This is a genomic window from Amycolatopsis vastitatis (assembly GCF_002234595.1).
Classification (GTDB): Bacteria; Actinomycetota; Actinomycetes; order Mycobacteriales; family Pseudonocardiaceae; genus Amycolatopsis; species Amycolatopsis vastitatis.
Genome location: NZ_NMUL01000068.1, coordinates 62,953 through 85,028, shown reverse-complemented (window position 1 = coordinate 85,028; position 22,076 = coordinate 62,953). Strand labels below are relative to the sequence as shown.

The 22,076-nt window shown below is 67.5% G+C and carries 27 protein-coding genes; 6 read left to right on the top strand and 21 right to left on the bottom strand.

The genetic code is table 11. From position 1 onward, the window contains the following. Positions 1-40: 40 nt before the first annotated feature. Entirely contained in the window at positions 41-556 is a 516-nt protein-coding gene (gene msrA / locus CF165_RS45340; protein WP_093953806.1) for a peptide-methionine (S)-S-oxide reductase MsrA, read from the bottom strand. 174 nt (positions 557-730) lie between these two features. Between msrA and CF165_RS45335 the strand changes: the two genes are divergently transcribed. Continuing rightward, entirely contained in the window at positions 731-1,108 is a 378-nt protein-coding gene (locus CF165_RS45335) for an STAS domain-containing protein (RefSeq protein WP_093953805.1), read from the top strand. A gap of 51 nt (positions 1,109-1,159) precedes the next feature. On the opposite strand, the gene CF165_RS45330 is transcribed toward CF165_RS45335, so the two are convergent. Continuing rightward, complete coding sequence (locus CF165_RS45330; RefSeq protein WP_093953804.1) at positions 1,160-2,035, bottom strand: helix-turn-helix domain-containing protein; 876 nt, start codon at positions 2,033-2,035, stop codon at positions 1,160-1,162. A 385-nt stretch (positions 2,036-2,420) separates the two neighbouring features. On the opposite strand from CF165_RS45330, the gene CF165_RS45325 reads away from it, so the two are divergent. Beyond that, positions 2,421-3,002 carry a DUF4760 domain-containing protein gene (locus CF165_RS45325; protein WP_093953803.1) on the top strand — a complete coding sequence of 194 codons (582 nt, stop codon included), beginning with the start codon at positions 2,421-2,423 and terminating at the stop codon, positions 3,000-3,002. Between the two features lie 43 nt (positions 3,003-3,045). On the opposite strand, the gene CF165_RS45320 is transcribed toward CF165_RS45325, so the two are convergent. Then, complete coding sequence (locus CF165_RS45320; RefSeq protein ID WP_093953802.1) at positions 3,046-3,363, bottom strand: hypothetical protein; 318 nt, start codon at positions 3,361-3,363, stop codon at positions 3,046-3,048. Positions 3,364-3,485: 122 nt separating this feature from the next. Between CF165_RS45320 and CF165_RS45315 the strand changes: the two genes are divergently transcribed. After that, positions 3,486-4,403, top strand: a complete 918-nt coding sequence (locus CF165_RS45315) for a hypothetical protein (protein ID WP_093953801.1) — start codon at positions 3,486-3,488, stop codon at positions 4,401-4,403. Between the two features lie 69 nt (positions 4,404-4,472). Then, positions 4,473-4,910 (top strand): L,D-transpeptidase, encoded by a 438-nt coding sequence (locus CF165_RS45310; RefSeq protein WP_093953800.1) that lies wholly within the window; start codon positions 4,473-4,475, stop codon positions 4,908-4,910. On the opposite strand, the gene CF165_RS45305 is transcribed toward CF165_RS45310, so the two are convergent. Both CF165_RS45305 and CF165_RS45300 read right to left on the bottom strand, forming a co-directional pair. Next, positions 4,865-5,308, bottom strand: coding sequence for a hypothetical protein (locus tag CF165_RS45305; protein ID WP_240522109.1), 444 nt, complete (start codon positions 5,306-5,308; stop codon positions 4,865-4,867). The two genes, CF165_RS45310 and CF165_RS45305, sit on opposite strands and share 46 nt — an antisense overlap. Continuing rightward, complete coding sequence (locus CF165_RS45300) at positions 5,305-5,742, bottom strand: hypothetical protein (RefSeq protein WP_093953799.1); 438 nt, start codon at positions 5,740-5,742, stop codon at positions 5,305-5,307. The genes CF165_RS45305 and CF165_RS45300 overlap by 4 nt, the downstream gene beginning before the upstream one ends. Positions 5,743-5,853: 111 nt before the next feature. On the opposite strand from CF165_RS45300, the gene CF165_RS45295 reads away from it, so the two are divergent. After that, positions 5,854-7,215: an NAD-dependent succinate-semialdehyde dehydrogenase gene (locus CF165_RS45295; RefSeq protein ID WP_093953798.1), complete on the top strand. Its 1,362-nt coding sequence runs from the start codon at positions 5,854-5,856 to the stop codon at positions 7,213-7,215. Between the two features lie 38 nt (positions 7,216-7,253). Here the strand turns inward: CF165_RS45295 and CF165_RS53175 are convergent, their stop codons facing one another. The 14 genes from CF165_RS53175 to CF165_RS45230 form a co-directional block, all read right to left on the bottom strand. Further along, positions 7,254-8,561: a tyrosine-type recombinase/integrase gene (locus tag CF165_RS53175; RefSeq protein WP_240522108.1), complete on the bottom strand. Its 1,308-nt coding sequence runs from the start codon at positions 8,559-8,561 to the stop codon at positions 7,254-7,256. Positions 8,562-8,655: 94 nt separating this feature from the next. Continuing rightward, positions 8,656-8,856, bottom strand: a complete 201-nt coding sequence (locus CF165_RS45285; RefSeq protein ID WP_439098552.1) for a helix-turn-helix transcriptional regulator — start codon at positions 8,854-8,856, stop codon at positions 8,656-8,658. A gap of 27 nt (positions 8,857-8,883) precedes the next feature. Beyond that, positions 8,884-10,479 (bottom strand): replication initiator, encoded by a 1,596-nt coding sequence (locus CF165_RS45280; protein WP_093953796.1) that lies wholly within the window; start codon positions 10,477-10,479, stop codon positions 8,884-8,886. Beyond that, positions 10,479-10,865 carry a hypothetical protein gene (locus tag CF165_RS45275; protein ID WP_093953795.1) on the bottom strand — a complete coding sequence of 129 codons (387 nt, stop codon included), beginning with the start codon at positions 10,863-10,865 and terminating at the stop codon, positions 10,479-10,481. The genes CF165_RS45280 and CF165_RS45275 overlap by 1 nt, the downstream gene beginning before the upstream one ends. Then, on the bottom strand, positions 10,862-12,415 hold the full coding sequence (locus tag CF165_RS45270) for an FtsK/SpoIIIE domain-containing protein (protein ID WP_093953794.1): 1,554 nt from the start codon (positions 12,413-12,415) through the stop codon (positions 10,862-10,864). Before CF165_RS45270 ends, CF165_RS45275 begins: the two co-directional genes overlap by 4 nt. Before the next feature lie 325 nt (positions 12,416-12,740). Beyond that, entirely contained in the window at positions 12,741-12,947 is a 207-nt protein-coding gene (locus CF165_RS53170) for an AMED_5909 family protein (RefSeq protein WP_439098553.1), read from the bottom strand. A 40-nt stretch (positions 12,948-12,987) separates the two neighbouring features. Beyond that, positions 12,988-13,248, bottom strand: coding sequence for a hypothetical protein (locus CF165_RS45260; protein WP_093953793.1), 261 nt, complete (start codon positions 13,246-13,248; stop codon positions 12,988-12,990). A 246-nt stretch (positions 13,249-13,494) separates the two neighbouring features. After that, positions 13,495-13,956, bottom strand: a complete 462-nt coding sequence (locus CF165_RS45255; RefSeq protein WP_093953792.1) for a hypothetical protein — start codon at positions 13,954-13,956, stop codon at positions 13,495-13,497. A 35-nt stretch (positions 13,957-13,991) separates the two neighbouring features. Further along, entirely contained in the window at positions 13,992-14,264 is a 273-nt protein-coding gene (locus CF165_RS45250; RefSeq protein WP_034286343.1) for a hypothetical protein, read from the bottom strand. Between the two features lie 103 nt (positions 14,265-14,367). After that, positions 14,368-14,925 carry a flavoprotein gene (locus tag CF165_RS45245; RefSeq protein ID WP_093953791.1) on the bottom strand — a complete coding sequence of 186 codons (558 nt, stop codon included), beginning with the start codon at positions 14,923-14,925 and terminating at the stop codon, positions 14,368-14,370. 4 nt (positions 14,926-14,929) lie between these two features. Beyond that, a complete protein-coding gene (locus tag CF165_RS45240) occupies positions 14,930-16,165 on the bottom strand; it encodes a helix-turn-helix domain-containing protein (RefSeq protein WP_093953790.1) in 1,236 nt (411 codons plus the stop codon). A 63-nt stretch (positions 16,166-16,228) separates the two neighbouring features. Then, positions 16,229-17,626, bottom strand: coding sequence for a hypothetical protein (locus tag CF165_RS50785; RefSeq protein WP_143268843.1), 1,398 nt, complete (start codon positions 17,624-17,626; stop codon positions 16,229-16,231). 661 nt (positions 17,627-18,287) lie between these two features. Beyond that, positions 18,288-19,247, bottom strand: a complete 960-nt coding sequence (locus CF165_RS45235) for an LppU/SCO3897 family protein (protein ID WP_143268842.1) — start codon at positions 19,245-19,247, stop codon at positions 18,288-18,290. 91 nt (positions 19,248-19,338) lie between these two features. Continuing rightward, positions 19,339-19,920 (bottom strand): dihydrofolate reductase family protein, encoded by a 582-nt coding sequence (locus CF165_RS45230; protein WP_093953788.1) that lies wholly within the window; start codon positions 19,918-19,920, stop codon positions 19,339-19,341. Positions 19,921-20,190: 270 nt separating this feature from the next. Here CF165_RS45230 and CF165_RS45225 point away from each other — a divergent pair, with 270 nt between their 5' ends. Further along, complete coding sequence (locus CF165_RS45225) at positions 20,191-20,562, top strand: DUF742 domain-containing protein (RefSeq protein ID WP_093953787.1); 372 nt, start codon at positions 20,191-20,193, stop codon at positions 20,560-20,562. Here CF165_RS45225 and CF165_RS45220 read toward each other — a convergent pair. Continuing rightward, positions 20,549-21,379 carry an alpha/beta fold hydrolase gene (locus CF165_RS45220; RefSeq protein WP_093953786.1) on the bottom strand — a complete coding sequence of 277 codons (831 nt, stop codon included), beginning with the start codon at positions 21,377-21,379 and terminating at the stop codon, positions 20,549-20,551. The genes CF165_RS45225 and CF165_RS45220 overlap by 14 nt on opposite strands. Before the next feature lie 64 nt (positions 21,380-21,443). Further along, a complete protein-coding gene (locus CF165_RS45215; RefSeq protein WP_093953785.1) occupies positions 21,444-22,058 on the bottom strand; it encodes a TetR/AcrR family transcriptional regulator in 615 nt (204 codons plus the stop codon). Between the last annotated feature and the right edge of the window lie 18 nt (positions 22,059-22,076).

Sequence of the window (22,076 nt, the reverse complement as noted above, 5' to 3'; positions counted from 1 at the left end):
GCCGGGGAATCGGCGAAGGGGCCTTCGGTGGTGCTGAGGGTCAGGCGGTCTTCTCGCGCTTCGGGAGCTTCCAGCCCGGGCGCACGAAGTGGCACGTGTACCCGTTCGGGATGCGCTGCAGGTAGTCCTGGTGCTCCGGCTCGGCCTCCCAGAAGTCACCCACGGGGCTGACCTCGGTGACGACCTTGCCCGGCCACAGCCCCGACGCCTCGACGTCGGCGATCGTGTCCTCGGCGACCCGCTTCTGCTCGTCGTTCTCGAAGAAGATCGCCGAGCGGTAGCTCAGGCCGATGTCGTTGCCCTGGCGGTTCTTCGTCGTGGGGTCGTGCACCTGGAAGAAGAACTCGAGCAGGTCGCGGAACGTGGTCTGCGCGGGGTCGTAGACCACCTCGATGGCCTCGGCGTGCGAGCCGTGGTTGCGGTAGGTGGCGTTCGGGACGTCGCCGCCGCTGTAACCGACCCGGGTCGAGATCACCCCGGGCTGACGGCGGAACAGCTCCTGCATGCCCCAGAAGCAGCCGCCGGCCAGGACGGCCCTTTCGGTTGACGTGGTCACGGCGTCACTCCTTCTCCTCGTGCGGTGCTACCAGCTGGTACAACTGCCTCCGGCCCCCGATGATTCCACGCGGGTATTACGGAACCCTGACACCCGCGCGCCCCGTTTCGCCGTCGCTTCGCGTGCCCCGGTGTGACACGATGGCCCTGGGACGGGATGGCTCCAGGAGGCGCGATGCGCTACGGACTCGCCCCGGAACGGCCCGGCGGTGTGCTGGTCGTCGAGGTGCGCGGTGAGCCGGGCATCACGACGGTGCTGCGCTGGGCGACGGTGCTCGAGACCGCCCTCTGCGAACTGCCGTCCCCCCGGCTGCTGGTGATCGACCTCGGCCGGCTGGACTGCCTCTCCGAGCGCGACGCGCGTGGCCTGTTCGAGGCGTTCGAGAGCTGCCGCCACCGCGGCCTTCCGGGCTGCCTGGTCGCCCCGCCCGGCACCGGCGTCGACCGGGCGGTCCGCCACGCCGGCCTCGGCGCCCACGTGCCGGTCTTCCCGGACCGCCTGGCGACGGTCGCCAGGTACCAGCCCCTCGAGGTGCGATGGCTGGCGTGCTAGGTCGCGCCGGCAGTCCACTGTGCACAGCGGCGCGTCGCGGTGGGCGGTGGTTCAGGCGAACTGTTCGGCTTGGATCCGGCGGATCAGCGTGCGGCTCTCGTCGGGCGCGAGGGAGGCGGCCACCAGGGCGTCGTGGTAGCCGCGGTAGTACTCGACCGTCTGGGCGATCTCGATGTGCCGGAACCCCGCGTGGGTCTCGATGTGCACGATGTCGCGGTCCAGTTCGTGGTCGAACTCGAAGTAGGCGTACATGCAGGTCATCGTGAACAGCGGGGGATGGGCGAACGGGAACACGCGCAGCTCGATGTTCGGCGCGGTCGACCGCTCGACCAGGTGGTCCAGCTGGGCGTGCATGATCTCCCGGGACCCGACGAACTGCCGGACGGCGCACTCGTGGGTCACCGCGACCAGTCTCAGCGGGTCCGTGTCCTCGCGTCCGGCGAGGACGTGCTTGCGGCGCTCGCGCAGGTCGACGAGCCGGTCGACCTCCTCGGCGGACCACCAGGGCTCGTGCGTCGAGTACTGGGCGCGCGCGTAGTCCGGAGTCTGCAGGAGCACCGGCAGGAAGGGGATCGTGTAGATCCGGGCCACGGTCGCTTCGGATTCGTACGCGAGGTGGGCGTCGAGCCCGGGGGTCGCCGTGGTCTGCGAGTAGTCGGTCCACCAGCCCTGCCGTCCGGCGGCCTTCACCCACCGCATCAGCCGGTCGGCCAGCTGCGTGGTATCGATGCCGTAGAAGCGGATCAGGTCGCGGACGTCCCTGGCCTGTGGGCTGCCCTGCGCGTTCTCGAGCCGCGACAGCTTCGAAGTCGAGATCAGCAGCGCGTCGGCCACTTCCTCGAGGGTGCGGCCGGACTCGTCACGCAGGCTCTTGAGCGTGTCCGCGATCCGGCGGCGCGGCACGATCGGACCTTGCGTGGGGGCCATGGAACCTTCGTTCTCCGGTTCGGCGGGATCTCATGGGAACTGTGCGGTGGGATTCCCGCGGTGCCAGGCACAGTACCGAAGTGGCCGCCTGACCCGCCCGGTCCTGCCTCGAACGGCCTAATCGTGGCTTTCCGGCGCGTGAGCCGGAAGGATTGGCTGCCCAGAGTGGGAGTTGCGCGGTGCAACCCCGGCAGGTGGGACTTGCACGACGCGGCGTTCCAGGAATGTCATTGCCCGGCGGAACTTGATATTCTCGCACTCCCCGGCCCCGCGTCTCGGGGCGAGGTCTTCTCATCACAAATCCGGCGTCGACCTTTACTTTTTGCGGTCCGCGGCCGATCACTGATGTCAAAGTACGAGTCCGCTCGGGGACGGAGTCCGGTCGATGATGAACCTTCTTGTCCCGTGGATATCTCTGCTGGCTTCGATCGGTGCCGTCGGCGTGGCGGTCTGGGCGACTCGCCGGAACAGCGTTTCCTTGCTGAAAGCCAATTCGCTCCGGGTGACCACCGAAATCTTCCAGCAGGTCCGCTCGGCGGAGTTTCGTGAGCACCTGGCCGTGGTCTTCGCCGGGATCGGCGAAGAGCCCTCCGAAGAGGGGGGAATCGACCACCTTTCGGCGAAACATCGAGACAGTGTATACACGGTATGCTACTTCTTCGATTATCTGGGAGTGTTGCTGGCTTTCGGGATGATAGAGAAGGATGTCGTCCTGAGTGCTTTGGGGACGCACATCATGCGGGCCTGGTATCTGCTGCAGCCGTATATCATGGCGGAACGCGTCCATCGGAGACGCGTGTGTCCGGTGGACGCGCCCGCCGGATTCCTCGTCTACTTCGAGTACTTGGTCGTTCTGGTGCGGAAATCAGGTGGTCGAAGCGCGAGTGAAGTCATCGTGCGACGGCTGGGGTTGCCCAGGCTTGACATGCCCGCGGTCGCTGCCACGGGCAAGGGCGTGGGCGACTGACCCGGCGTATGGTGAACCGTGTTCACGGCACGTCGGGTCCGGGTCACTCGCCGCGCATCGAGCGGCGGATCTCGGCCAGCCGGTCCTTCGCCGCCTGGTCGCGGTCGGCGATCTTCTTGTCGAGGGCCTCGGCCGTGTTCTCGGTGCCGAGGCCGGCGACGTCGACCGAGCCGAGTGACGTCGTGTAGCGGTTTTCGATCTTGTCGCGGACGAAGTCGAAGCTCGGCACGCCGCCCTCGCTGTAGTCCGGGTCGGGCAGTGATTGCGGCAGTGGCGGCGACGGGATCGCCAGTGCGGCGGTCGGGGTCTCGTCGACGATCTCGCCGTCGACCACGTCAGGGTCCTCGCCGGGTCGGGTCATCTCCCGACTTTAGCGCCGGTGTGGGCAGTCCTGCCGTGACCAGTGGGTAATTCGGCCGTGGAGCGGCGCGGTGCGGTCCGGGATTCTCGAGGCGCACAGCCGGTGTCCGGAGGGAGCAGACCATGAGTGCCGGGGCCTACCACGCCGAAACGGCGGAGATGGGGACGGTCGCCAGGGCGGTCGAAGACGTCGGATCGACCTTCCTGTCGGTGACCCGCGACCTGGAGGGCCTGGTGCTGGACGCGGTGTCGTTCGCCGGGATCGGCAGCGGGGTCGCCGCGGCGAACGCGGCCCTGCACTCGACGCTGGGTCACGCGCTGCAGAAGTTCCTCAGCCTGATCACGAACCTCAACCAGAACGTCCAGGCGGCCGCGGACGCCTACCGCGCGGCCGACTCCGACGTCGCCCGTGCCTACGGCGGCGGCCAGGACGCCGCCCACGGCGGGGGCGGCGCGGCCGCGGCGGCACCGCCGCAGCAGCTCGACCCGCGCGTGGTCGACTCGATCATGCGGTCCGAAGGCGCGACGGGGGAGCAGGGCGGAGTGCCCGAGGCCTACGGCTTCCGGCAGAACATGCACAACGGCTACGACCGGATCATCGCCGCGCGCGAGCTGTACGGGCAGGGCAGCGCCGAGGAACGCGCGGTCGTCGCCGACCTCATGACCGCCAACGCGCGGCGGGCGGGCGCGCTCAACTTCACCGACCCCGGCACGCAGGCCGCGATCATGTCCGGTGCCCACATGCGCGGCGCCGGCGGCGTCCGCGCGATCCTGAACCACATGGCGGGCGAGGACATCGTGCGGAGCTCGCGCACGCTCGGCGACGCGACGATCCAGCACGTCCAGGGGCTGACGCCCGAGCAGTTCCAGCAGGAGTTCCGCGACGCCCGCATCGAATACGACCGGCAGATCTACGGCGGGACGAACACCACCCAGGGCGGCCACACGCAGAACTGGTGGGACCGCTACGGCACCGGCCTGACCCAGCGCTACGACCGCGAGCAGGCCGAGTTCCTCGGGCTTTCCCGGCCTGCGGACTGATCTCCCGGTTCGAAGATCCCCCGGCTGGGCACTCTCATCGTGTAGCCGAACGACAACGGGAGGCACACGATGAACCGGAGGATGATCGCACTACTGGGCGGGGTCGCCGCGATGGCGGGGACCATGGCGTTCGCGGGAACGGCCGAAGCGGCGTCGACGCCGTGCAGTGCCGAAGCGAAGGCCTGCGTCCAGCGCAGTTCGAATACCGCATGGCTGACGGACGGCGCCGGGAACGTCACCTACGGCGGCGTCCCGATCACCGTCGGGCTGCCGAAGTACCCGACCCCGCTCGGGAAGTTCCACGTGCAGTACAAGGACATCGACCACTACAGCAAGCAGTTCAACGGGCCGATGCCGTACTCGGTGTTCTTCACCACCACCGGGGTCGCGTTCCACCAGGGGAGCCTGAAGGTCAAGTCCCACGGGTGCGTGCACCTTTCGCACGGTGCCGCGGTGACGTTCTACAACTCGCTGCACCCGGGTGACGTCGTCGAGGTCGTGCCCTGACCCGTCCCTTGTGGACGGTCGAGGAGCGCGCCGGTGACGGCGCCGAACACCAGGTGGTCCAGGATCTGCGGCCCGCGCGGCAACGCCCGCACGGCGGGGTACGCGCGGGCCGCGATCCCGAGATCCAGCGCCGCGATGGCCAGCCCGGCCACCGCACCGCCGCCGGCGCCCAGCCGGTGACGGCGCGCGGCCGTGGCGAGCACGCACGTCCAGAGGGCGGAGACGGCGAGGTGCGCGATCAGCCCGGCGGCGACGCCGGGCCGGTCGCGCCGGCCCGGCAGCAACGTGCCCGCCGCGCGGGTCGCGGCCAGGACGTCACCGCCGGTGAGAAGCGCGTAGACGGTCGACGGTATACCGCTGACGATCGCCGCGACTGCTCCGGCACGCACGGCTCTCATACGGCCAGGTAGGCCGCGACGCGGATCCGCAGGCCACGGACGTGGGGGAGCGCGATAGTGAACGCCCCGGTCGGGCGGTAGCCGGGCCACGGGTGGCCGTGGGTGCACGGGCCGGCGAAGTACACGAAGCCGTCTTCGTCGTCGTAGCGGCCTGACGACCACACCGCTGCTTCGCCCGCGTGACGATCCCCGCAGGCGGCGCGCGCGTTCCAGTAGACGTCGTCCTTCATGACGCGACGCAGCTGCGCGGCGAACCCCGCCAGTTCCGCTTCCGGCAGGCCGAGACCGCGTCCGCTCCAGACCCGCGGAGTGCGTTCCGACGTGCGCGCGGGACAGCCGAAGGTGACCGCGCGGTCGGCGTACTGCCGGGTCCAGCGGGGTTTTTCCGGTTGGGGCATGGCGAATTCGAGTCCGCCGGCAAGGTCCAGCGTCATGGGAAAACGATAGTCGATCAAGGGGGCGCGGGTACCGCCGCGCGGGTGCCGATCGCTGCCACATAGTGTATACAGTATCCAGTAGGCATACCGTGGGCAGAGGAGGCCGTCATGTATTCAGTCACCGACCCCGCGACGGGCGAGCTGGTGGAGGAGGTCCCGAACGCGACCGACGAGGAGGTCGGCACCGCGATCGCCCGGGTGCACCGTGGGTACGCGGCCTGGCGGGCCCGGCCGGTCGCCGAGCGCGCGGCGATCGTGCTGCGGGCGGCGGAGCTGTTCGCCGAACGCGCCGACGAGCTGGCCGCCATCATGACCCTCGAGATGGGGAAGCGGATCAACGAAGGCCGCGGCGAAGTCGGCGTCGTCGTCGACATCTTCCGCTACTACGGCGAGCGCGGCCCGGACCTGCTGGCGGACGAACCCCTGGCGCTGCGCGGCGGCGAAGCGGTGCTGACCAAGGAGCCGATCGGGCCGCTGCTCGGCGTCATGCCGTGGAACTTCCCGTGTTACCAGGTGGCCCGGTTCGTCGCGCCGAACCTGGTGCTGGGCAACACGATCCTGCTCAAGCACGCGTCGATCTGCCCGCGTTCGGCGGTGGCGATCGAGTCCGTGCTGCGCGATGCCGGGGTGCCGTCGGACGCCTACGTGAACGTGTTCGCGTCGAGCCGCCAGGTTCCCGGCATCCTCGCCGACCCGCGCATCCAGGGTGTGTCGCTCACCGGCAGCGAGCAGGCGGGCATCTCGGTCGCGGCCGACGCCGGCCGGAACCTCAAGAAGTGCGTGCTGGAGCTCGGCGGATCCGACCCGCTGATCGTGCTGGACACCGACGACCTGGACGAAACGGTCAAGCTCACGGCAACGGCCCGGATGCGCAACTGCGGCCAGTCGTGCAACGCGCCCAAGCGCATCATCGTGCTGGGCGAGCTGTACGACGAGTTCGTCGACCGGTTCGCCAAGCGCGTCACGGAGTACTACGTGCCAGGCGACCCGGCGGACCCGGCGACCACGCTGCCCCCCTTGGCCTCGATCGCCGCGGCGGAGGAGGTGGCGGCCCAGATCGAGACGGCGATCCGCGAAGGAGCAACCCTGCGCGCGGGCGGCCACCGCGTCCCGGGCCCGGGCGCGTACCTGGAGGCGACGGTGCTGACGGACGTGACACGCGAGATGGCGGCGTACCACGAGGAGATCTTCGGCCCGGTGGCGCTGGTGTTCCGCGCGGAGACGGAGGAGGAAGCGATCGCACTGGCCAACGACACCCCGTTCGGCCTGGGCGCGAGCGTGTTCGGCACGGACCGTCCACGGATGGTGCGGGTGGCGCGCCGTCTTGAGGCGGGGATGGTTTACCTGAACAAATCGGGTGGTTCCGAGGCGGACTTGCCGTTCGGGGGCATCAAGCGGTCGGGGATCGGGCGTGAACTCGGGCCGCTGGGCATCGAAGAGTTCATGAACAAGAAGCCTATACGCCTCTGACCTGCTGTTTTGCTGCGTTTGGCCCCGTCAGGCCGTCGTCAGGCCGTCACGGAATCCTGGGCCGTCTGCGGCTGGCGGGGCTTGAACACGCGGTTGGTCGCCGCCCGAGCCCGCTTGTGGCTCGACGGGACAAGGTGGGTGTAGATGCGGAGCGTGTAGCCGGGGTCGTGGTGGCCGAGGTACTCGGCGACTTCCTTGATCGACACGCCGTTGGCGAGCATCGTCGAGGCGAAGAAGTGCCGCATGGCGTGCATGCCGTCTCGGCGTTCGACGTAGTCGAGTCCTGCACCCGCGAAGGCTGGCCGCCAGACGTGGTACGTGAAATTGGCACCCTTGATCACGTTCCTGATCGGCTGCCCCGCGTAGACGCTGCGCTTCGTCGTCCGGGCGATCAGAACGCGCACGGTCTCGGGGCGGCCACCCGGTTCGAGCCAGGGGAGCGTCAGCGTGACCGGCTCGAAGGTGGCCATGTAGTCGTCGATGTCGTCGAGCACGCCTTGCCCGAGCGGCACCACACGCGTCTTGCCGCCCTTGGGCGGGGAGAACACCGGCTGAGTGCCGATCCACCGGATCTGACGCTGAACGTTGACGATCATCTCGTCCCGGTCGACGTCGTCCGGACTGAACCCGAAGATCTCCATCTGCCGCAGCCCGAGACCGGCCCCGAGCGGCACCGTGACGGTGTACTCGGCGGGCAGGGCGAGCCGCACCGCGCGGACCCGGCTGTCCGGCCACGGGATGACCTTCCGTTGGACGGGCTTGGGCCGCTTGACGCTCTTCGCTCGACAGGGGTTCGCCCGGATCTTCTTGTCGTCGTAGGCCGCCTGGAGGATGGCGGAGACGGTATCGAACAGCACCGCGCGAGTGGAGGCCATCAAGCCGCGTCCGCCTTCGCTTTTCGGCCGTTCCAGCCAGTCGAGCCAGTCACGAATCGTGTCGGTCTTTGCTGCCACCTTTAGGGGCTTATCCCCGAGGAACGGGAAGATCCCGGTCTTGAGGTGGTTGCTCACGGTCTGCCGGGTCCCTGCGTCGGCGGACTGCCCCTTGCGCCACTGGGCCGTGAAGTCGCGGAACTTCTCTTCGCCGGACTCGGCCGAGATGTACTCACCGGCGAGCACGTCGTGTTGCATCTTGGTCAGGAAGGTTTTGGCCTTCGTGAGTTGCTTGTCCGGAAAGGACTTGCTCCGTTCGTTGCCCTCGGGGTCGTAGTAGCGGACCTTGTACCGGTCGCCCTTGCCGAACAGTTCGGTCTTCTCACGGACCGGGTGACCCTTGGCGTTGAAGACCGGCTTGTCGTTCTCGTCCTTCTTCTGCCGCCACCACCGGTCTTGCACGTGGCCTTTCATGAACTCACCTTTCTCTTTGTTGACAGGAAAACTCGCCTACCCCATGCCTCTCGGTTGAGGCATGGGGTAGGTCCTCGTCGTGGGTTGTTGACGGCTACGCGGCTTCTGTCGATGCGTTCAGACTGTCGATCCATTGGCGCACCGTCTCCGGGTCGTACCGAACGTGCTTTCCCAGTCGCAGCCACTGTGGGCCGTAGCCCTTGAAACGCCAGTCCCGCAGTGTTTTCACGGGTATGCCGAGGAACGTGCCCAGATCATCCGGAGTCCACAGTCCCTCGACGGTGATGACCTTCACACGTGCTTCCATTACTTCCCCCTTTGTTCAGGCCGCGAGTCCAGTTGCCGAAGTTTCTGGAGGTCTCTCCGCTGCCAGCAGTGCCCGGTCGTACTCGGCCTTCCAGGTGATCCGTTCCGCGATCGCGCGCATGACCAGGTGCGGGCGAGGCGGGACCTGCGGGTCGCCGGGCTCGACCTTGCGCCAGACCTGCTGTGACCGGTCGGCTTCTGGCTTCTCGATCCCGACGGCCGCGAGCGCCTGGAGCACGAAGGCCCGCCGGTCAGCCTTGTGGTCGACGAGCGTCTTGCCCGACCACTTGCGCGAGACCAGGACCCGGCGGCCGGGCAGCCCGAGCGTGGTCCGGCGGTGGGCCCGGCCCTTGCAGTGCCCCGGGGTGGTCTTGCCGGTGACGCCCTTGGGTTGGACGCCGTAGAGCAGCCAGACCGCGCAGCGTGGTGAGCACGGCGTGACGGACAGCTCGGCGTGTAGCCGGTCGTGGTGATAGGACTGGGCCGCGCTGTCCGCCTCGACGACTTCGCCGGTGGACTTGGTGAGGTATTTGGTCAGGTAGCCGATGTGGCGGCCGGCCTCGTCGGTGCCGCCGAGGATGCCCTTCGAGTGGACTTGCCGCCCGAACGTGACGACGTGCGCCGGACGCTCCACGGCCTCCACCGCGTCGTCCCAGCGGGTCAGCGGCTGGCGCGTCTCCGGGTCGACGAACCCGGTCTGCGGGCCGTCCCAGACCGGCAGGCGATCGGTGTAGACGATCTCGTCGTGCGCCGGCCACCAGACCTGGTGATAGGTGGCTTCGGTGACCTGGCGGATCACGTCGTGCGGCACCGAACCCCGGATCGCCGCGTGCAGATGCGGAGCGGCCCGCCGCTGCGGCTCGACCGTCGCGAAGTACTGGGCGTCCCAGCCGACAACTCGACGCAGGTTCTGCCACCATCGGTCCACCAGCGCGGAGAAGTGCACCGCGTCTCGGGCCGCTCGCCGGTAGTCATAGCGGGACGGGGCGACCGGAGAGCCGTCGCTACGGACCGGGCCATAGGTGTCGCAAGTCAGGGTCACGAACATCGAGGGCCGGAACTTCCCCGCGTACTCCCGTCCGACCGTCGTCTTCGCGACCCTCCGTCGAGGCAGGTTCGGCGCGTCCTGCCGCCGCTTGGTCGACCGCTTCACCGCCCGCTTGGTCGGGATGTCGAGGGCGGGCAGCCGGCCCCGCATCCCGAGTTGCCGAAGTTCCGCGTCAACCCCCGTGATCTCCTCCCGCAGTTCCTCGGCTTCTGCCTGGTCGTGCTCGACAACCTCCCGATAGGCGGCGACGAGGTCGGCGCGGTAGGTCAGCAGCTCTTTGTGGTCCTCCGAGGGCGGCTCGACGGCGAGGACTGGTTCTTCGGTCATGTGCCAGCCCTCGCGGCACTGAGCCTGCCGTAGAGCCTTCGCCTTCCGAGCGCACGGCAGGCACACCGACTCCACGGTGGACCCGCACGGCACCGGCACGTAGCGCAGTTCGCCCGTGGCGGTGTCGCCGACCTCCATCGTGAACGGCCGGACGCAGACCCCGTGCTTCTCCGCCGTCGCACGGATGACATCGGCAGCAAGTGGCGTGCGCATCCGTTCGGCGCGTGTCTCGGTCATCAGGCCGCCACCTCCCCGGGCGTCGTCCAGCAGCGCAGCAGATACACCGGCATGTCTTGCTTCGCCCCGGCCGGGAGGTCCGGAAACGTACTCGGCTCGAACCGCACGACGCCGAAGACCTGGACCGGGATGCCGCAGGGTGTCCGGCCGGTGATCGAGATGTGCACCCACTTGCTGTCGCACAGCCGCCACAGCCGCGCCGACACGTCCTCGAGCGTCTGGCTCCACACCAGCAACGCCCGAGCGACCTCCGGCAGCCCGTCCACGTCCAACTGGACCGTGATCGGGCTGGACCAGGCATTGACGTCGACCGAGGCGGCCGGCGGCAGGTGGTGCGAGTCGAGGTGATCGCGGATCGCGTCAAGGAAAACCATCAGTCGATTCACGCGGCCACCCCCTCGCCGCCGTGTCGCAGATCCGCGACACCTCCGTTGGTCACGTACGCCTCCAGCGCCTTGACCGTGGCGTCGGAGACCCACCCGGCACGGATGCGCAGGGGCTCGCGGATGCCTTCGCCCCAGACGTAGCCCACGCCGGCCTCCGAGTCGCCGATGCGGTTGGCCCACGCCCCGCGCTCGTACGCGCCGTCGCCCAGCACCATGCCGACGTGCGTCTTGGACGTGACCCGCAGACACACCCGCCGGGTGAACAGCTCACGGACCGGGACGGTGTCCTTGGTGGGCTCCTGCACGTAGCCACGGACCGAGATCCCCAGCGCGCGCCCTTGAGTGGTGAGGAGGGCGACGCGTTCCACAATGGCCTCACGGGTCTTGCGATCGGTGTACTTGGTCAGCGCGCCGATCTCGTCGAACTCCAGCAGCTCCAACGGGTATTCGGTCGACACCGGGATCGTGCGCAGCCGACCAGCGAAGGCGCGCTTGCGCGATTCCATCTCCTCCACTAGGCCGTCAAGTAGTTCCACGGCGTCCTTGCCGCCGACGGCATAGCGGGTGAAGATGCCGCGCCCGTAGGCGAGTTCCATGCCTTTCGGGTCGATGCCGGACATGCGCACCACCCCGGCCCGGATCGCCGAGGCCGCCGCGACCAGCGGGCACCACATCACCGAGTTCTTGCCCGCACCCGATGCCCCGGCGGTCAGGCAGTGAGCACCGGAGCCGAGCAGCGGAACGCGCCAGTCACGCCCGTACTCGGTCCGGCCCGCCCAGACGTTGCGCAGGTCCACGCCGGTCGAGTCGACGCCGTCCGGGACCTGCGGGCCAGCCACCCCGCCGCCGAGGAGGTCGCGCCGTTGGAAGTCGATGGACACGACGTTGGGTGCCAGCTCGCGGACCTGGCAGCGAGCAACCTTCCGCGCGACAGCCAGCGCCCGTGCGGCCTCGTCGAAGTCCTCTGGCTTTTGCCCCGGCATCAGCTCCACCCGAACCTCATCCCACGACGCACCAGAGCGGACCCCGAGCACCTTTGGCAGCCGCGCGTTCGCCCGGTTCGATGTGGAGCGGGAGAGGGCGCGTCGGCGGCCGACGAGGTTCACGTTCACCACCACCGGCAACGCCTCATCCCGCACCGAGAGACCGCAGGCATGCAGCCACTCCGGCAGCTTCCGCCCGTAGACCGCCCACCGCGCCCACCAGGAGCGCAGGAACCGCCAGCACCACTGATCGAACGAGACAGCGTTGATCGCCCACCACGCCGTCAGGACAACTGCTATGCCGCCCAGAACCAAGGCGAGCGACACCCAGCCCAGCAGCTCGCCCCAGACGTAGACCGCGACGACGGCGAGGCTGGTCCGCCAACGCGTCGCCACCTGCGCGAGCATCCACACCGCGGCCTTGCACAGCCACCACAGGGCCACGAACACCACCGCCGCCGCAGCCAAGGCTTCCAGGATCGAAGCCAAGGCGCGGCCGATCTTGTGCAGCACCCACACGCCGAGGCCCAGCCCGGCCAGGGCGACCACCGCGAAGCCGGGAGACATCACCGACCACCCCGCTTCACGTGGAGGTCTAGCGGCAGCATCCCTAGGCAGGGAGCGCACTTGGTTTCGCCGGGAAGGAGTTTGGCGAATCGTTTGCAGGAGGCGCAGCGCGTTCGGGTGACCCCCGTTGACGCTCGCCGGTTGTCGTCGTTTAGCGTTGTCATTGTTCACTTCCGCTGGTTGTGGACAGCGCAGGAGCGGCAAGGTTGGTAGCCAGGTTCCGCTTCTGCGCCTTAACGGATCACACGCACCCACATCAGGACGTGCTTCATCGCCGCACGTCATAGCGTGCGTTTTTCGCTGATACTGTTGACTTTTCGCTCGTCTACATGGGACTAGTCCGCAGACTTGCCCTCCGCCTGAATTTCCGCCGAGATCTCACCCGCCTGCCGTTCCTCGTATCCGGCCCAGTACAGCGCCTCGTGGTGATGACCCGGTCGACGTCCGCGACCGCCTTATAGAGCCGCGCGTTGCCGAGGCGGAACGCCAGCCACACGGACGGGTTCGCGTCGTTCGGCGGCCGGCGGTCCATCACGACCTCGTGGGCGTCCCGCAGCGTCTTCGGCTCACCCTTACGCACCGTCACGCCTCCCCGCGCGGGCTTCCAGCAGCGCCGCCAGGTCCTCGGCGTGGTCGCGGAGCCGGCGAAGGAACACCGCGCATCCCCTCCAGGCGGTCGGGTCCTCCGGCGGCACCAGCGTCACCACGCACAGCCCACCAGCCAGCACCAGGACCGGCGGACACGCTGCGCCCGTTCCGGTCTCTTCCACCGTCACCTCGGTACCCGCGCCCACCGTCCACCGCAGGCCCAGCCCGTCCCATGTTGCCGTCATGCTGTTCCCATTCCCGGGCCAGATCGGCGAAGCCCTCGGCCGCCGACTCCAACGCCGCCACGCACCACCACGGCAACCCGCGCGCCTGCGCCAGCTCGTGCCACGCCCGGGAAACCCGCCGAGCAGCATTCGCCGTGTTCGTCGCACTCGTCGGCGACAGCACCGCACGGCCGTGCTCCCACGCGGCCATGTAGTCCCGATACGCCTGCTCCCACGCCTCGACCCGCTCGCGGAAGCCCACCACCGTCACGCCGCCTTCGGCGTCTCACCGGACCCACCGGACCCACCGGACCGGGACGCCTTCGCGTTGCTGGTGGCCTGCGTGAAGCCGGTCGCGCGGAAGACGTAGGACTGATACTTGAACTCGCCCTGCCCCGCCACGCGCGGTTCGGCGGTCAGGCCGTCTAGCTCGATCGGCCGCATCCCGGGCAGCGCCTCCGAGGTGGTCGGCACCGGCTGGACATCGGCGAGAAGGGTGATCTCGAACGAGGCCCGCTTCGCCCGCGTCTCGGCCGGGTCGGTGACCATGACCTTCCACTGCCGCTTACCCGTGATCTCGTCGACTCGCTGCCGCACCGGGCGGTTGGCGGCCCGGTCCTCCCGCGACTGATACTCGTTGTCAGGCGACACTTCGCCCACCATGACGAGTCCGTGTGTGAACGCGTCGTCGAAGTCGATGCTGAACCGATGTCCCTTGTCGATAGCCATGCTGAATTCCCTTTGCTTGTATGGGTTTCTTGCGCTCAGTCGCGCTCTTCCGACCACTGGTCGCCGAGAGGAGAGGAGTAGGTGCGCGTGCGGTTCTGCGTCTCGCACCACTCGCCGAACTCGTTCGCGGCCACGGCGAGGCTCCGCGCGAACCGCGCGGTGTCCATCAGGCCGCCGATCCGAGCCGGTACCTGGATCATGATCGCGGTTTCATCGCCCCCGGCCACCAGTTGGCGGACTCCCGGGGAAGGTGACACGACGGCAGCGCCGTATCCGACGAGGGGCTGAATCACCACGTGAATGCCCATGTGCTCTCCCGATGTCTCGGCTTCAGCGCGTCCAATTGGGCGCGCTGGGACCAGGAGACACCCGAGTGGGAGAGGTCACCCGGACAAACTGTCCGGGTGGGTTCTAGCGGTCGGCCGGAACGGCCTTCTCGATCGCGTCCAGCATGGCTGACCAGGGCAGATCCCGGCCAGGAGCGGACCGCGGTTCATGCAGTGGCCAGACATCGTCACCGTAGAGCAAGTCCACGCCGACGCGCTGCAGGTTCTCGATGTGCATGGTCCAGAACGGCTGACGCGCGTGGGCCGCGTTGACGCGCGGGAACACGATGACCGGCAGGTTCAGCGTCCCGATCGCCTCGTTGACCTGCGTCAACGCCTGATTGTCGGCGATGCCGAGGGACATCTTCGCGACAAAGTTCGCCGAGGCCGGCGCCACCAGGTAGCAGCTTGGGGCGGGATGTGGGCTCTTCTGCGACGGCGATCGGGGCTCGACCCGTACCGGGTAGCCGGTGGCCTGCTCGATCTCGTCAAGCTGTCCGGTCTCGGCCAGCCAGCGGCCGGCGGTGGGCGTCAGGGTGACCGCGACGGTCCAGCCCGTTTCTTGGGCAGGCTTGATCAGGCGTGGAAGCAGGTCTTCGACCCCGCCGGCCCCGGAGGCGACCAGCCCGAGAACTCGGGACATCCGATTACCTCACCGCGCCGCAGCGCTCAGCCAGCGCAAGCAGCGCCGAGGACTTACCAGCCGTGGCCGGGGCACGCCGGTACATCGACCGCACGACCTCCCGCACCATCGTGTTGTGCCGGACGATGGTCGGCGACTTCTGCTCGGCCTCCAGGAGGACTTGTAGGGCGTCGTCGTCCTTCGCGAGCAGGCTCAGCGCGCGGGCGAAGTCGATCAGGTGCGTGACCTGTCGTTCCACCGGCAGGTGGTCGACGTCGACACGCGGGGCGGTCTCGATCACCTGGCTGACGTCGCCGAGGTCCAAGGCGGCCGACAGCCGGTGGAGCTCCACGTTGGCCGGCCCGAACCCGGTCTGCCAGTAGTTCGCGTCCACGCCCAGCTGATCAGCTGCGGTTTTCGCGTGCCCGAGCAGGTCGTTCGCGGTGGTCCGGTCCTGGTGTCGCGCCGCCGCGACAGCGGTACGGAGGTAGAGCATCCCGTACAGGCTCAGCGCGGCCGGATCACCCTCGGCCATCCTCGGCAGCAGCCACTTCGCCGCGACGTCGCCCAGCTCAAGCGCGTCGTCGAACCGGCCCACAGCCAGGAGCGCGTGCGTGCCGGAGCGGGCAGCCGAGGCCAGAACTAGCGGATCATCGGAGTCGTCCGCCGCCTGCATAGCGCGTTCGGCCGCGATCCACGCGAGGTCAGCCTCACCGATCTTGCTCAACGTGGTCGCGGCCAGGTGGTGCACTCGCGCCGAGATGGCCGCGCAGGCCCGTTTGTACCCGGCATCGTCGGCCGAGGCCGCCTCCATCGCCTGCGTGGTCTTGATCAGCCCAGGCAGTGCCGTGACAACGCGCCCCAGGTCGCCCTTCTGATAGCTCGACCAGGCACCTTCCACCAGCTGCCGAACAGGCTGCGGATCGATGTACTCGGGCGACATGGCCGAGGAGAACAGCGTCCGCGACAGCCGGCGCGGAGCCATCAGCGCATCGCGGATCGCCGGGACGTCGTCGTGCTTGTCTTGCTCCTCCATCAGCACGGGTTCGCCGAGCAGGTCACCGAGCGTCACCCGCAGCGCCCGCGCGAGATCGGCCAGTACGTCCAGCCTGCGGATGTCCCGCTCACCGCGCTCGATTTTGCTCAACCAGTCCTCGGTACGGCCCACCAGGTCAGCAAGCACCGCCTGCGACAGTCCACGCCGCCGCCGGTAGAACGCGATCCGCTCACCGATGCTGAGCTGGTCACCCGCACCACGCATGACTCCAGGTTAACAGAACCGATACCTAGGTCCGCGCGAGAGTATGTTTGAGTGGTTGCGACGCTACCACAGACTTCCTCGACTTCCAGCTATTATTACCTTCTGGCACAAATAGTGGATAAGAATTAGGTCATAGTGCATTTTTTCTGCTTCAGAACTGTAAGGTAAGAGAACCTCGGGGAGATTTCCGCCGCCGTCGGACTTGGTGTGAACAATCCTGCATCGAAGCTTATATACGCGTTCCGCAATCAGGTCTACGACCTTCGCTCGCGGGCCTATTGAAACCTCGGGAACGCCCTTAATGTGGTTAGCTTTCGAAAAGAATTCAGCCATCCCGTGAGTCTGTTTTATCAAATCTCTAGCGTCAGAATCTGTGATCGATCCATGTAGTGTGGCGAGAAGCTGCTCCTTTTCTGAAGTGTACATGCGGCCACTATTTGTGGCGATGTTGATGACTTTTTGAAGATTGCTATCGTCTTCGGCATCGAATCTGGGGTCGCGAATCTCATTTCGTAGCCGACGGAGAACTTCTTCGCCGTGAAAGGAAGGAAAAAAGAATTCTATCGCCTGGTAGTAGGCCAAGTATTGAAATAGTGGCCGCCCGCTGGATGCTCGACCGTACGTGTATAGAGACACTGCTTCCTTGGCGTACTTCTTGCGCGGTGGAGTTATCGGCGAAGTTCCCGGCGTTGCAGCTCTTCGCGGGACGGCCGTGCGATCTCGTTTTCGGTCAAGGGCCATCATGGTGTCGAACCGCAAGTCGACTTCGAACGATAGCGATGCGAAGTAGTTCTCTAGGAATTCCAGTGCGTCGTCGTGGCGAGATAGTCCCGGCTTCCGCACTTTGAGGCTGAGGTGATAGGCCGAATTCGCTGGCATGTCGAATTGAACAAACAATCTCGAGAAGGGGATGCTCGGTCTTGATATTTCCGCCGAGATCGGGCTGCTGTGAGTCTGAAGTCTGATCCTCCATGGATCCTCAGGCCTTATGGAGTGCTTACCGTCTGCGAGCTCAATAAGTCGGTAAGTTTCAATTCTATCCTCGAGTTTCTCCGGCTCCTCGGATACGTTTACGGGGTTCCCGCTCGAGTCAAGTGGCTCAACGCCCGGGAGGCCGATGAGGCGTCGAACAAATAGCGGAGACGGACGATTGTTCGATGATAATACTGCTTCTATGGAACTGTTCTTGCGATCTAATATTGCGTTGTATTCACCTAAGAATACCCAATGCTCAAAGTCTGCTCCAGAGATAATCTCAGCGTCCTCTTTGGTTATCACAGTCGATCTCTGGTTTCTGCCGTTTGGAAACTGGAGTGATAGATATCTTTGGTGCTCCCCTGTGGCTGCGTGTTTCACATCGTTTACGCTTGCCTCAAGGTCGACGTTTTCGGCTCGGCGTAGTATTTCGTCGCGGGCATCCCCGAAGTAGGTGCTGCTTGGACCGTCTGAGGGCTTCTTCACTGAATGCTCTCCTGTGGGTGATGATTTGCCGAATTCGGCTCTATGGGATCAAGGCGCGCCGCCGTCGGCGGCGCGCACGTCACCACCCGTGCGGCGGGCTCGCCCGCATGCGACACGGACGGCCTGCCGCTCCGCTCCGGCCGCCGGTCGCCGGGCGGCCCGCCGGAGGGCCGGCCGCGTACGCGCGCCGCCGAGAGCTGATTGATCCACCCGTCCACATACGCCCAGAGACGTCGCCGAGTCGATCAGTGTTACGCCGTTCGGCGTCACGATCGGGTGACCCGCTTCCTCGTCAGCGATCGTTTAACACCGGCCGACCGCCATCAAGGGCGCCTACGGCGTCGCTGCGCGATGGACGCAAGCGCCCACCCTTGACACCGGCCCTCCGGTGCTAACAGCAGCGGGGACGAGGAAGACGGGGGAGGGCCGCCACCAGGCCAGACGGGCACAGCGGCAGCGAGGAGCCAGGCCGTCTACAGGCCGTCAGACGTCCAGACAGGCCCGGACGCAACCGGACCCAACAGACGCAAAAGAGCAGGTCAGAGGCGGTCCGCCCAAGAACGACCCCAGGCCTGCTGACCGCCTGGATAGTTCGTGAACAAGAAACCGATACGCCTCTGACCTGCTGTTTACTGCTATTTACGAAACCAGCCACCAATCCCTACTTCTTGACCGACTGCATGCAGAAGGTGGTCGTCGCGAGGGAGCCCTGCATGCTCCAGGAAGCCGCCTGGTCCGAGCCGGGGAAGTCCTTGCAGATCTCCTCGACGGTCTTCGACAGGCCGTCCATCTTGGTCAGGCCGTCCACCTGGCCGAGTACCTTCGCCGCACCCTTCTTGCAGGGGGCGAGGTGGAGCTCGTCGTTGGCGCCGGTCGCCATGCACTCGCCGACGGCGGGCTTCCGGTTGTCCGGGTTCTTCAGGTCTTCCAGGCACAGGATCTTCGACGACAGGCTGCCCTGCCTCTTCCACTCCATCGAGGCGGCCGCGGACGGGACCTTGGCGCAGACCGCGGTCGTGAACCCGCCCAGCGCGCCGCCGTTCTCGACACCGGCGACCTTGTAGGCCGCCTCCGGTCCACAAGGGACCTTTTCGGTGTGGGCGGCATCGGAGAGGTCTCCCTTGACGCAGTCGCCCACCAGCGGCATGCCCTTGCCCGGGTTCTTCACGTCTTCCAGGCAGAGCAGCGTGCCCTTCGAGGACTCGACGCCCTCCCAGTACGCGACGGTCGCGGTCGGGAACTGGTCGCAGCCGCCGCCGAGGGTCAGTGCCAGGCGAGACTGGTCCGGGACCTTGCCGACGATCTTGTAGCTGGCCTCCGGCCCACAAGCCACCGAGGTCACGCTGTCGGCGTCGTCCGTGTTGCCCTTGAGGCAGTCGCCCACGTTGCTGCTCTTGGCCGTGGACGAGGTCAGCCCGACCACGACCACGACCGCGAGGAACACGAGGGGAATACCGATCCGCAGCGCGAGTTTGACGCCACCGCGCTTCTTGGGCGGCAAGCCGACTGGCGGAGGAGTCGGGTACGGCGTGGGCGGGTACTGCGGCAGGGCAGCCCCCGGGTTCGGGGGCTGGAAGGGATTCGCTTCCGGCGCGGGCTGCTGCGGTCTGTCTTCGGGCATCGTCACGGAAGGTCTCCCCCAGGTCTGCACATGATCGGCAGCCAAATCTTAACCGGAGGTCATTCCGTCACCCGAGTCCGGCTTCGGCTGATTATGCGGTCTTCAATGCCCCCACGAGCCGGTATGTGGTCAGGATGATGCCCGACGGCATGGCTTTCGTGTCCGCCAGTTCGAATGCTTGCGCCGGAGTGCCTTCCGAGAAGAAGCGCTTCCCCGTCCCCAGCACAACCGGGTAGACGAGCAGCAGGACTTCGTCGGCGAGCCCGTGTTCGAGCAGCGGCGAGGTCAACGTGGAGCTGCCCGAAAGGACGAGATCCGGGCCGTCCGCGGACTTCACCCGGCGGACGCCCTCGATGACGTCCTGTCCCAGGCCCTCGGCCGGGCCCCATTCGAGGCTGTCCGGACGGTGGGTCGCGACGAACTTCGTGGCCGCGTTGAGGCGGTCCACCATCGGGTTGCTCGGCGCCTTCGGCCAGATGTCCGACCACATGTCGTACGTGCGGCGGCCGAGCAGCAGATCGAACCGGTCGCCGTGGGCGGCGAGCATCGCGTCCCGGCCTTCGGGGCTTCGATAGGGCGCAGTCCAGTCCGGGTAGGGGAAATCGCCGTCGTCGGCGGAGTGCTGGATCACGCCGTCCAGCGAGATGTGCTCGATGATCTTGAGGTTTCTCATTTGCGGCTCCCTGGTTGGCTTGCCCGTAAGCCTGCTTCGGACAGTGCGAGTTGTCAAGACAAAAAAAGTTGTCGGTGGCTCCGGCGGGGCCGGGTTGTCAGGGATCTGATAATCCCTCTGTGAACGAGGGCCACGGATGGCCGAACCCGTTCACTGGTGAGCGGTTGACCTGCGGCTTTCCCGGCGTTGCTCTGTTCGGTCGATTGCGGCGCAGTCGATCACCGTGTCGAATAATCGCCTACAGGGATTAATCGCCGTGAGGAGTTCGCTGTGCATTGGGGGACCGCGCTCGAAGACGGAGGGGCGGCGGGGCTCGTCCGTCCGTACTTCCGGACCCATGGCCGGACCCGGCCGACGCGTGACCTTCCGGTCGAGACGCTCGTCTCGACCACCGCGCGGGGGCGGGCGATCACGCGGGGGAGTTCGCAGGAAGAGTCGGAAATCTGCGTGCTGTGCCGCACTTCGCAGTCGGTCGCCGAGGTCGCCGCGCGGCGGCGGATTCCGCTGGGGGTCGCCCGGGTGCTGCTGTCCGACCTGGCCGACCGCGGGCTGGTCGCCGTGCACACCGCGAAGATGGGCGTCGGCAACCGGCCGAGCGTCGACCTCATGAAACGGATCCTGCACGGCCTCAGCCGGCTGTGAACTCCCTGATCAGCCGCGCCAGCTCCGCCGGCTGGTCCAGTGGCAGCAGCGTGTAGCTGTCGGCCACCTCGACGAGCTTTCCCTTGGGCAGCAAGGCGGCCAGGCGCTCGCCGTGCTCCGGGGGCATCACGCGATCCTCGGTGGCCCAGACCACGAGCGCCGGCCGGTCGAAGCCCGGCAGCCGCTCGGCGGCCTCCAGCAGGATTCCCGGTGACGCCGCGGCCGCCCGCAGGACGCGGACCGTGTCACGGCGGATGGCGGCCTGGCTCAGCAGCGGCCTGAGCCAGCCGCGCGTGACCGCGTCGCCGCGTTTCGTCAGCCAGCCGAACGCGATCGGGAGCCGTCGCACCGGGCGCAGGCGCAGCTGCTGCATGAACAGCCCGAACAAGCCCGGCGGCAGCTTCCCGGTCAGGAACAGCGTCTTGCCGGTGAGGCCCGGCGGGAAGTTGTCGAACGCGTCGCACGACGCGAGGACCACGCGGCTCACCCGGGAGACGCCGCCGGCCATCAGCAGCTGCACCAGTGCGCCGCCCGTGTCGACGCCGACCAGCGTGACGTCCGGCAGGTCGAGGCGCTCGAGGAACTCCGCGAGCAGGGCCGCGATGCCGGGCAGCGACAGGTCGGCGTCCTCGCGCATCGGGTGCCCGTGCGCGCCCAGTGGGAGCGTCGGGACGACGCAGCGGAGGCCGTCGAGCTCCGCGACCGGGCCGTCCCACAGCGAGCCGTCCATCAGCAGCCCGTGGACGAAGACGACGACCGGGCCCGTGCCGCCGGTGTCGGTGTACTCGATGGTTCCCGCGGACAGCTCGACCTGCATCCCGGCCTCCCGGTGAAGTGACCCCCGCCGGAAGTGAACCACGTGGTTCGCAAACTGTCGAGAATCAGGGAGCCGCTTCCTCCCGTTCGACGGCCCGCAGCAACGCCTCGAAGCCGGCTGTCGCGAAGTCGTCGTCGATCAGCAGGTTCACCAAGAAGCCGCGCAACGCGGCGAGGATCATCGAGGCGACCTCCAGCTTCCGCCGCTCGGGCCAGCCCTCGGGGCAGAACGACACGAGCGTCGGCAGGTACTTCTGCGACGCGCCGCGGCCGAGCGCCGCGTACCGGCCGGGGTCGTACATCGCCAGGCCCATCGCCTGGTCGAGCACGCGGCGCAGCTGCGTCTCCTCGTCGCGCAGGCTTTCCCAAGCCGCGCGGACGCGGTCGGCCAGGGTCGACGACGAGCCGGCGACCGCCGCCAGCGCGTTCCCCACCCGCCGCTCGCGCAGGGCGGCGACCACCTGCCGGAGCAGGTCTTCGGCGCCTTCGAAGTGGTAGAGCAGCACCTTGTGCGTCGTCCCGGCCGCCCGCGCGGCGCGCCGCAGCGAGAAGTCCACCAGACCGTTCTCGGCGACGTCGTCGGTGATCTTCGCCAGCAGCTCCCGGCGCCGGGCCTCGCCGCGCGGCGAGCCGGCCGACCGTCGGTAGCCCGCCCCACCCGGGTCGGTAGCGTTGTCCACGGGGGACAGCTTGGCACG

Coding starts and splice junctions, on each gene's coding strand:
- CF165_RS45320 (WP_093953802.1), bottom strand. CDS start 3,363: ATGACCCGACCCGGCGAGGACCCTGACGTGGTCGACGGCGAGATCGTC.
- CF165_RS45245 (WP_093953791.1), bottom strand. CDS start 14,925: ATGTCCCGAGTTCTCGGGCTGGTCGCCTCCGGGGCCGGCGGGGTCGAA.
- CF165_RS45255 (WP_093953792.1), bottom strand. CDS start 13,956: ATGGCTATCGACAAGGGACATCGGTTCAGCATCGACTTCGACGACGCG.
- CF165_RS45240 (WP_093953790.1), bottom strand. CDS start 16,165: ATGCGTGGTGCGGGTGACCAGCTCAGCATCGGTGAGCGGATCGCGTTC.
- CF165_RS45295 (WP_093953798.1), top strand. CDS start 5,854: ATGTATTCAGTCACCGACCCCGCGACGGGCGAGCTGGTGGAGGAGGTC.
- CF165_RS45220 (WP_093953786.1), bottom strand. CDS start 21,379: ATGCAGGTCGAGCTGTCCGCGGGAACCATCGAGTACACCGACACCGGC.
- CF165_RS45305 (WP_240522109.1), bottom strand. CDS start 5,308: ATGAGAGCCGTGCGTGCCGGAGCAGTCGCGGCGATCGTCAGCGGTATA.
- CF165_RS45260 (WP_093953793.1), bottom strand. CDS start 13,248: ATGACGGCAACATGGGACGGGCTGGGCCTGCGGTGGACGGTGGGCGCG.
- CF165_RS45300 (WP_093953799.1), bottom strand. CDS start 5,742: ATGACGCTGGACCTTGCCGGCGGACTCGAATTCGCCATGCCCCAACCG.
- CF165_RS45235 (WP_143268842.1), bottom strand. CDS start 19,247: ATGCCCGAAGACAGACCGCAGCAGCCCGCGCCGGAAGCGAATCCCTTC.
- CF165_RS45250 (WP_034286343.1), bottom strand. CDS start 14,264: ATGGGCATTCACGTGGTGATTCAGCCCCTCGTCGGATACGGCGCTGCC.
- CF165_RS45325 (WP_093953803.1), top strand. CDS start 2,421: ATGATGAACCTTCTTGTCCCGTGGATATCTCTGCTGGCTTCGATCGGT.
- CF165_RS45310 (WP_093953800.1), top strand. CDS start 4,473: ATGAACCGGAGGATGATCGCACTACTGGGCGGGGTCGCCGCGATGGCG.
- CF165_RS45230 (WP_093953788.1), bottom strand. CDS start 19,920: ATGAGAAACCTCAAGATCATCGAGCACATCTCGCTGGACGGCGTGATC.
- CF165_RS45270 (WP_093953794.1), bottom strand. CDS start 12,415: ATGTCTCCCGGCTTCGCGGTGGTCGCCCTGGCCGGGCTGGGCCTCGGC.
- CF165_RS53175 (WP_240522108.1), bottom strand. CDS start 8,561: ATGAAAGGCCACGTGCAAGACCGGTGGTGGCGGCAGAAGAAGGACGAG.
- CF165_RS53170 (WP_439098553.1), bottom strand. CDS start 12,947: ATGGACCGCCGGCCGCCGAACGACGCGAACCCGTCCGTGTGGCTGGCG.
- CF165_RS45330 (WP_093953804.1), bottom strand. CDS start 2,035: ATGGCCCCCACGCAAGGTCCGATCGTGCCGCGCCGCCGGATCGCGGAC.
- CF165_RS45335 (WP_093953805.1), top strand. CDS start 731: ATGCGCTACGGACTCGCCCCGGAACGGCCCGGCGGTGTGCTGGTCGTC.
- CF165_RS45315 (WP_093953801.1), top strand. CDS start 3,486: ATGAGTGCCGGGGCCTACCACGCCGAAACGGCGGAGATGGGGACGGTC.
- CF165_RS45280 (WP_093953796.1), bottom strand. CDS start 10,479: ATGACCGAGACACGCGCCGAACGGATGCGCACGCCACTTGCTGCCGAT.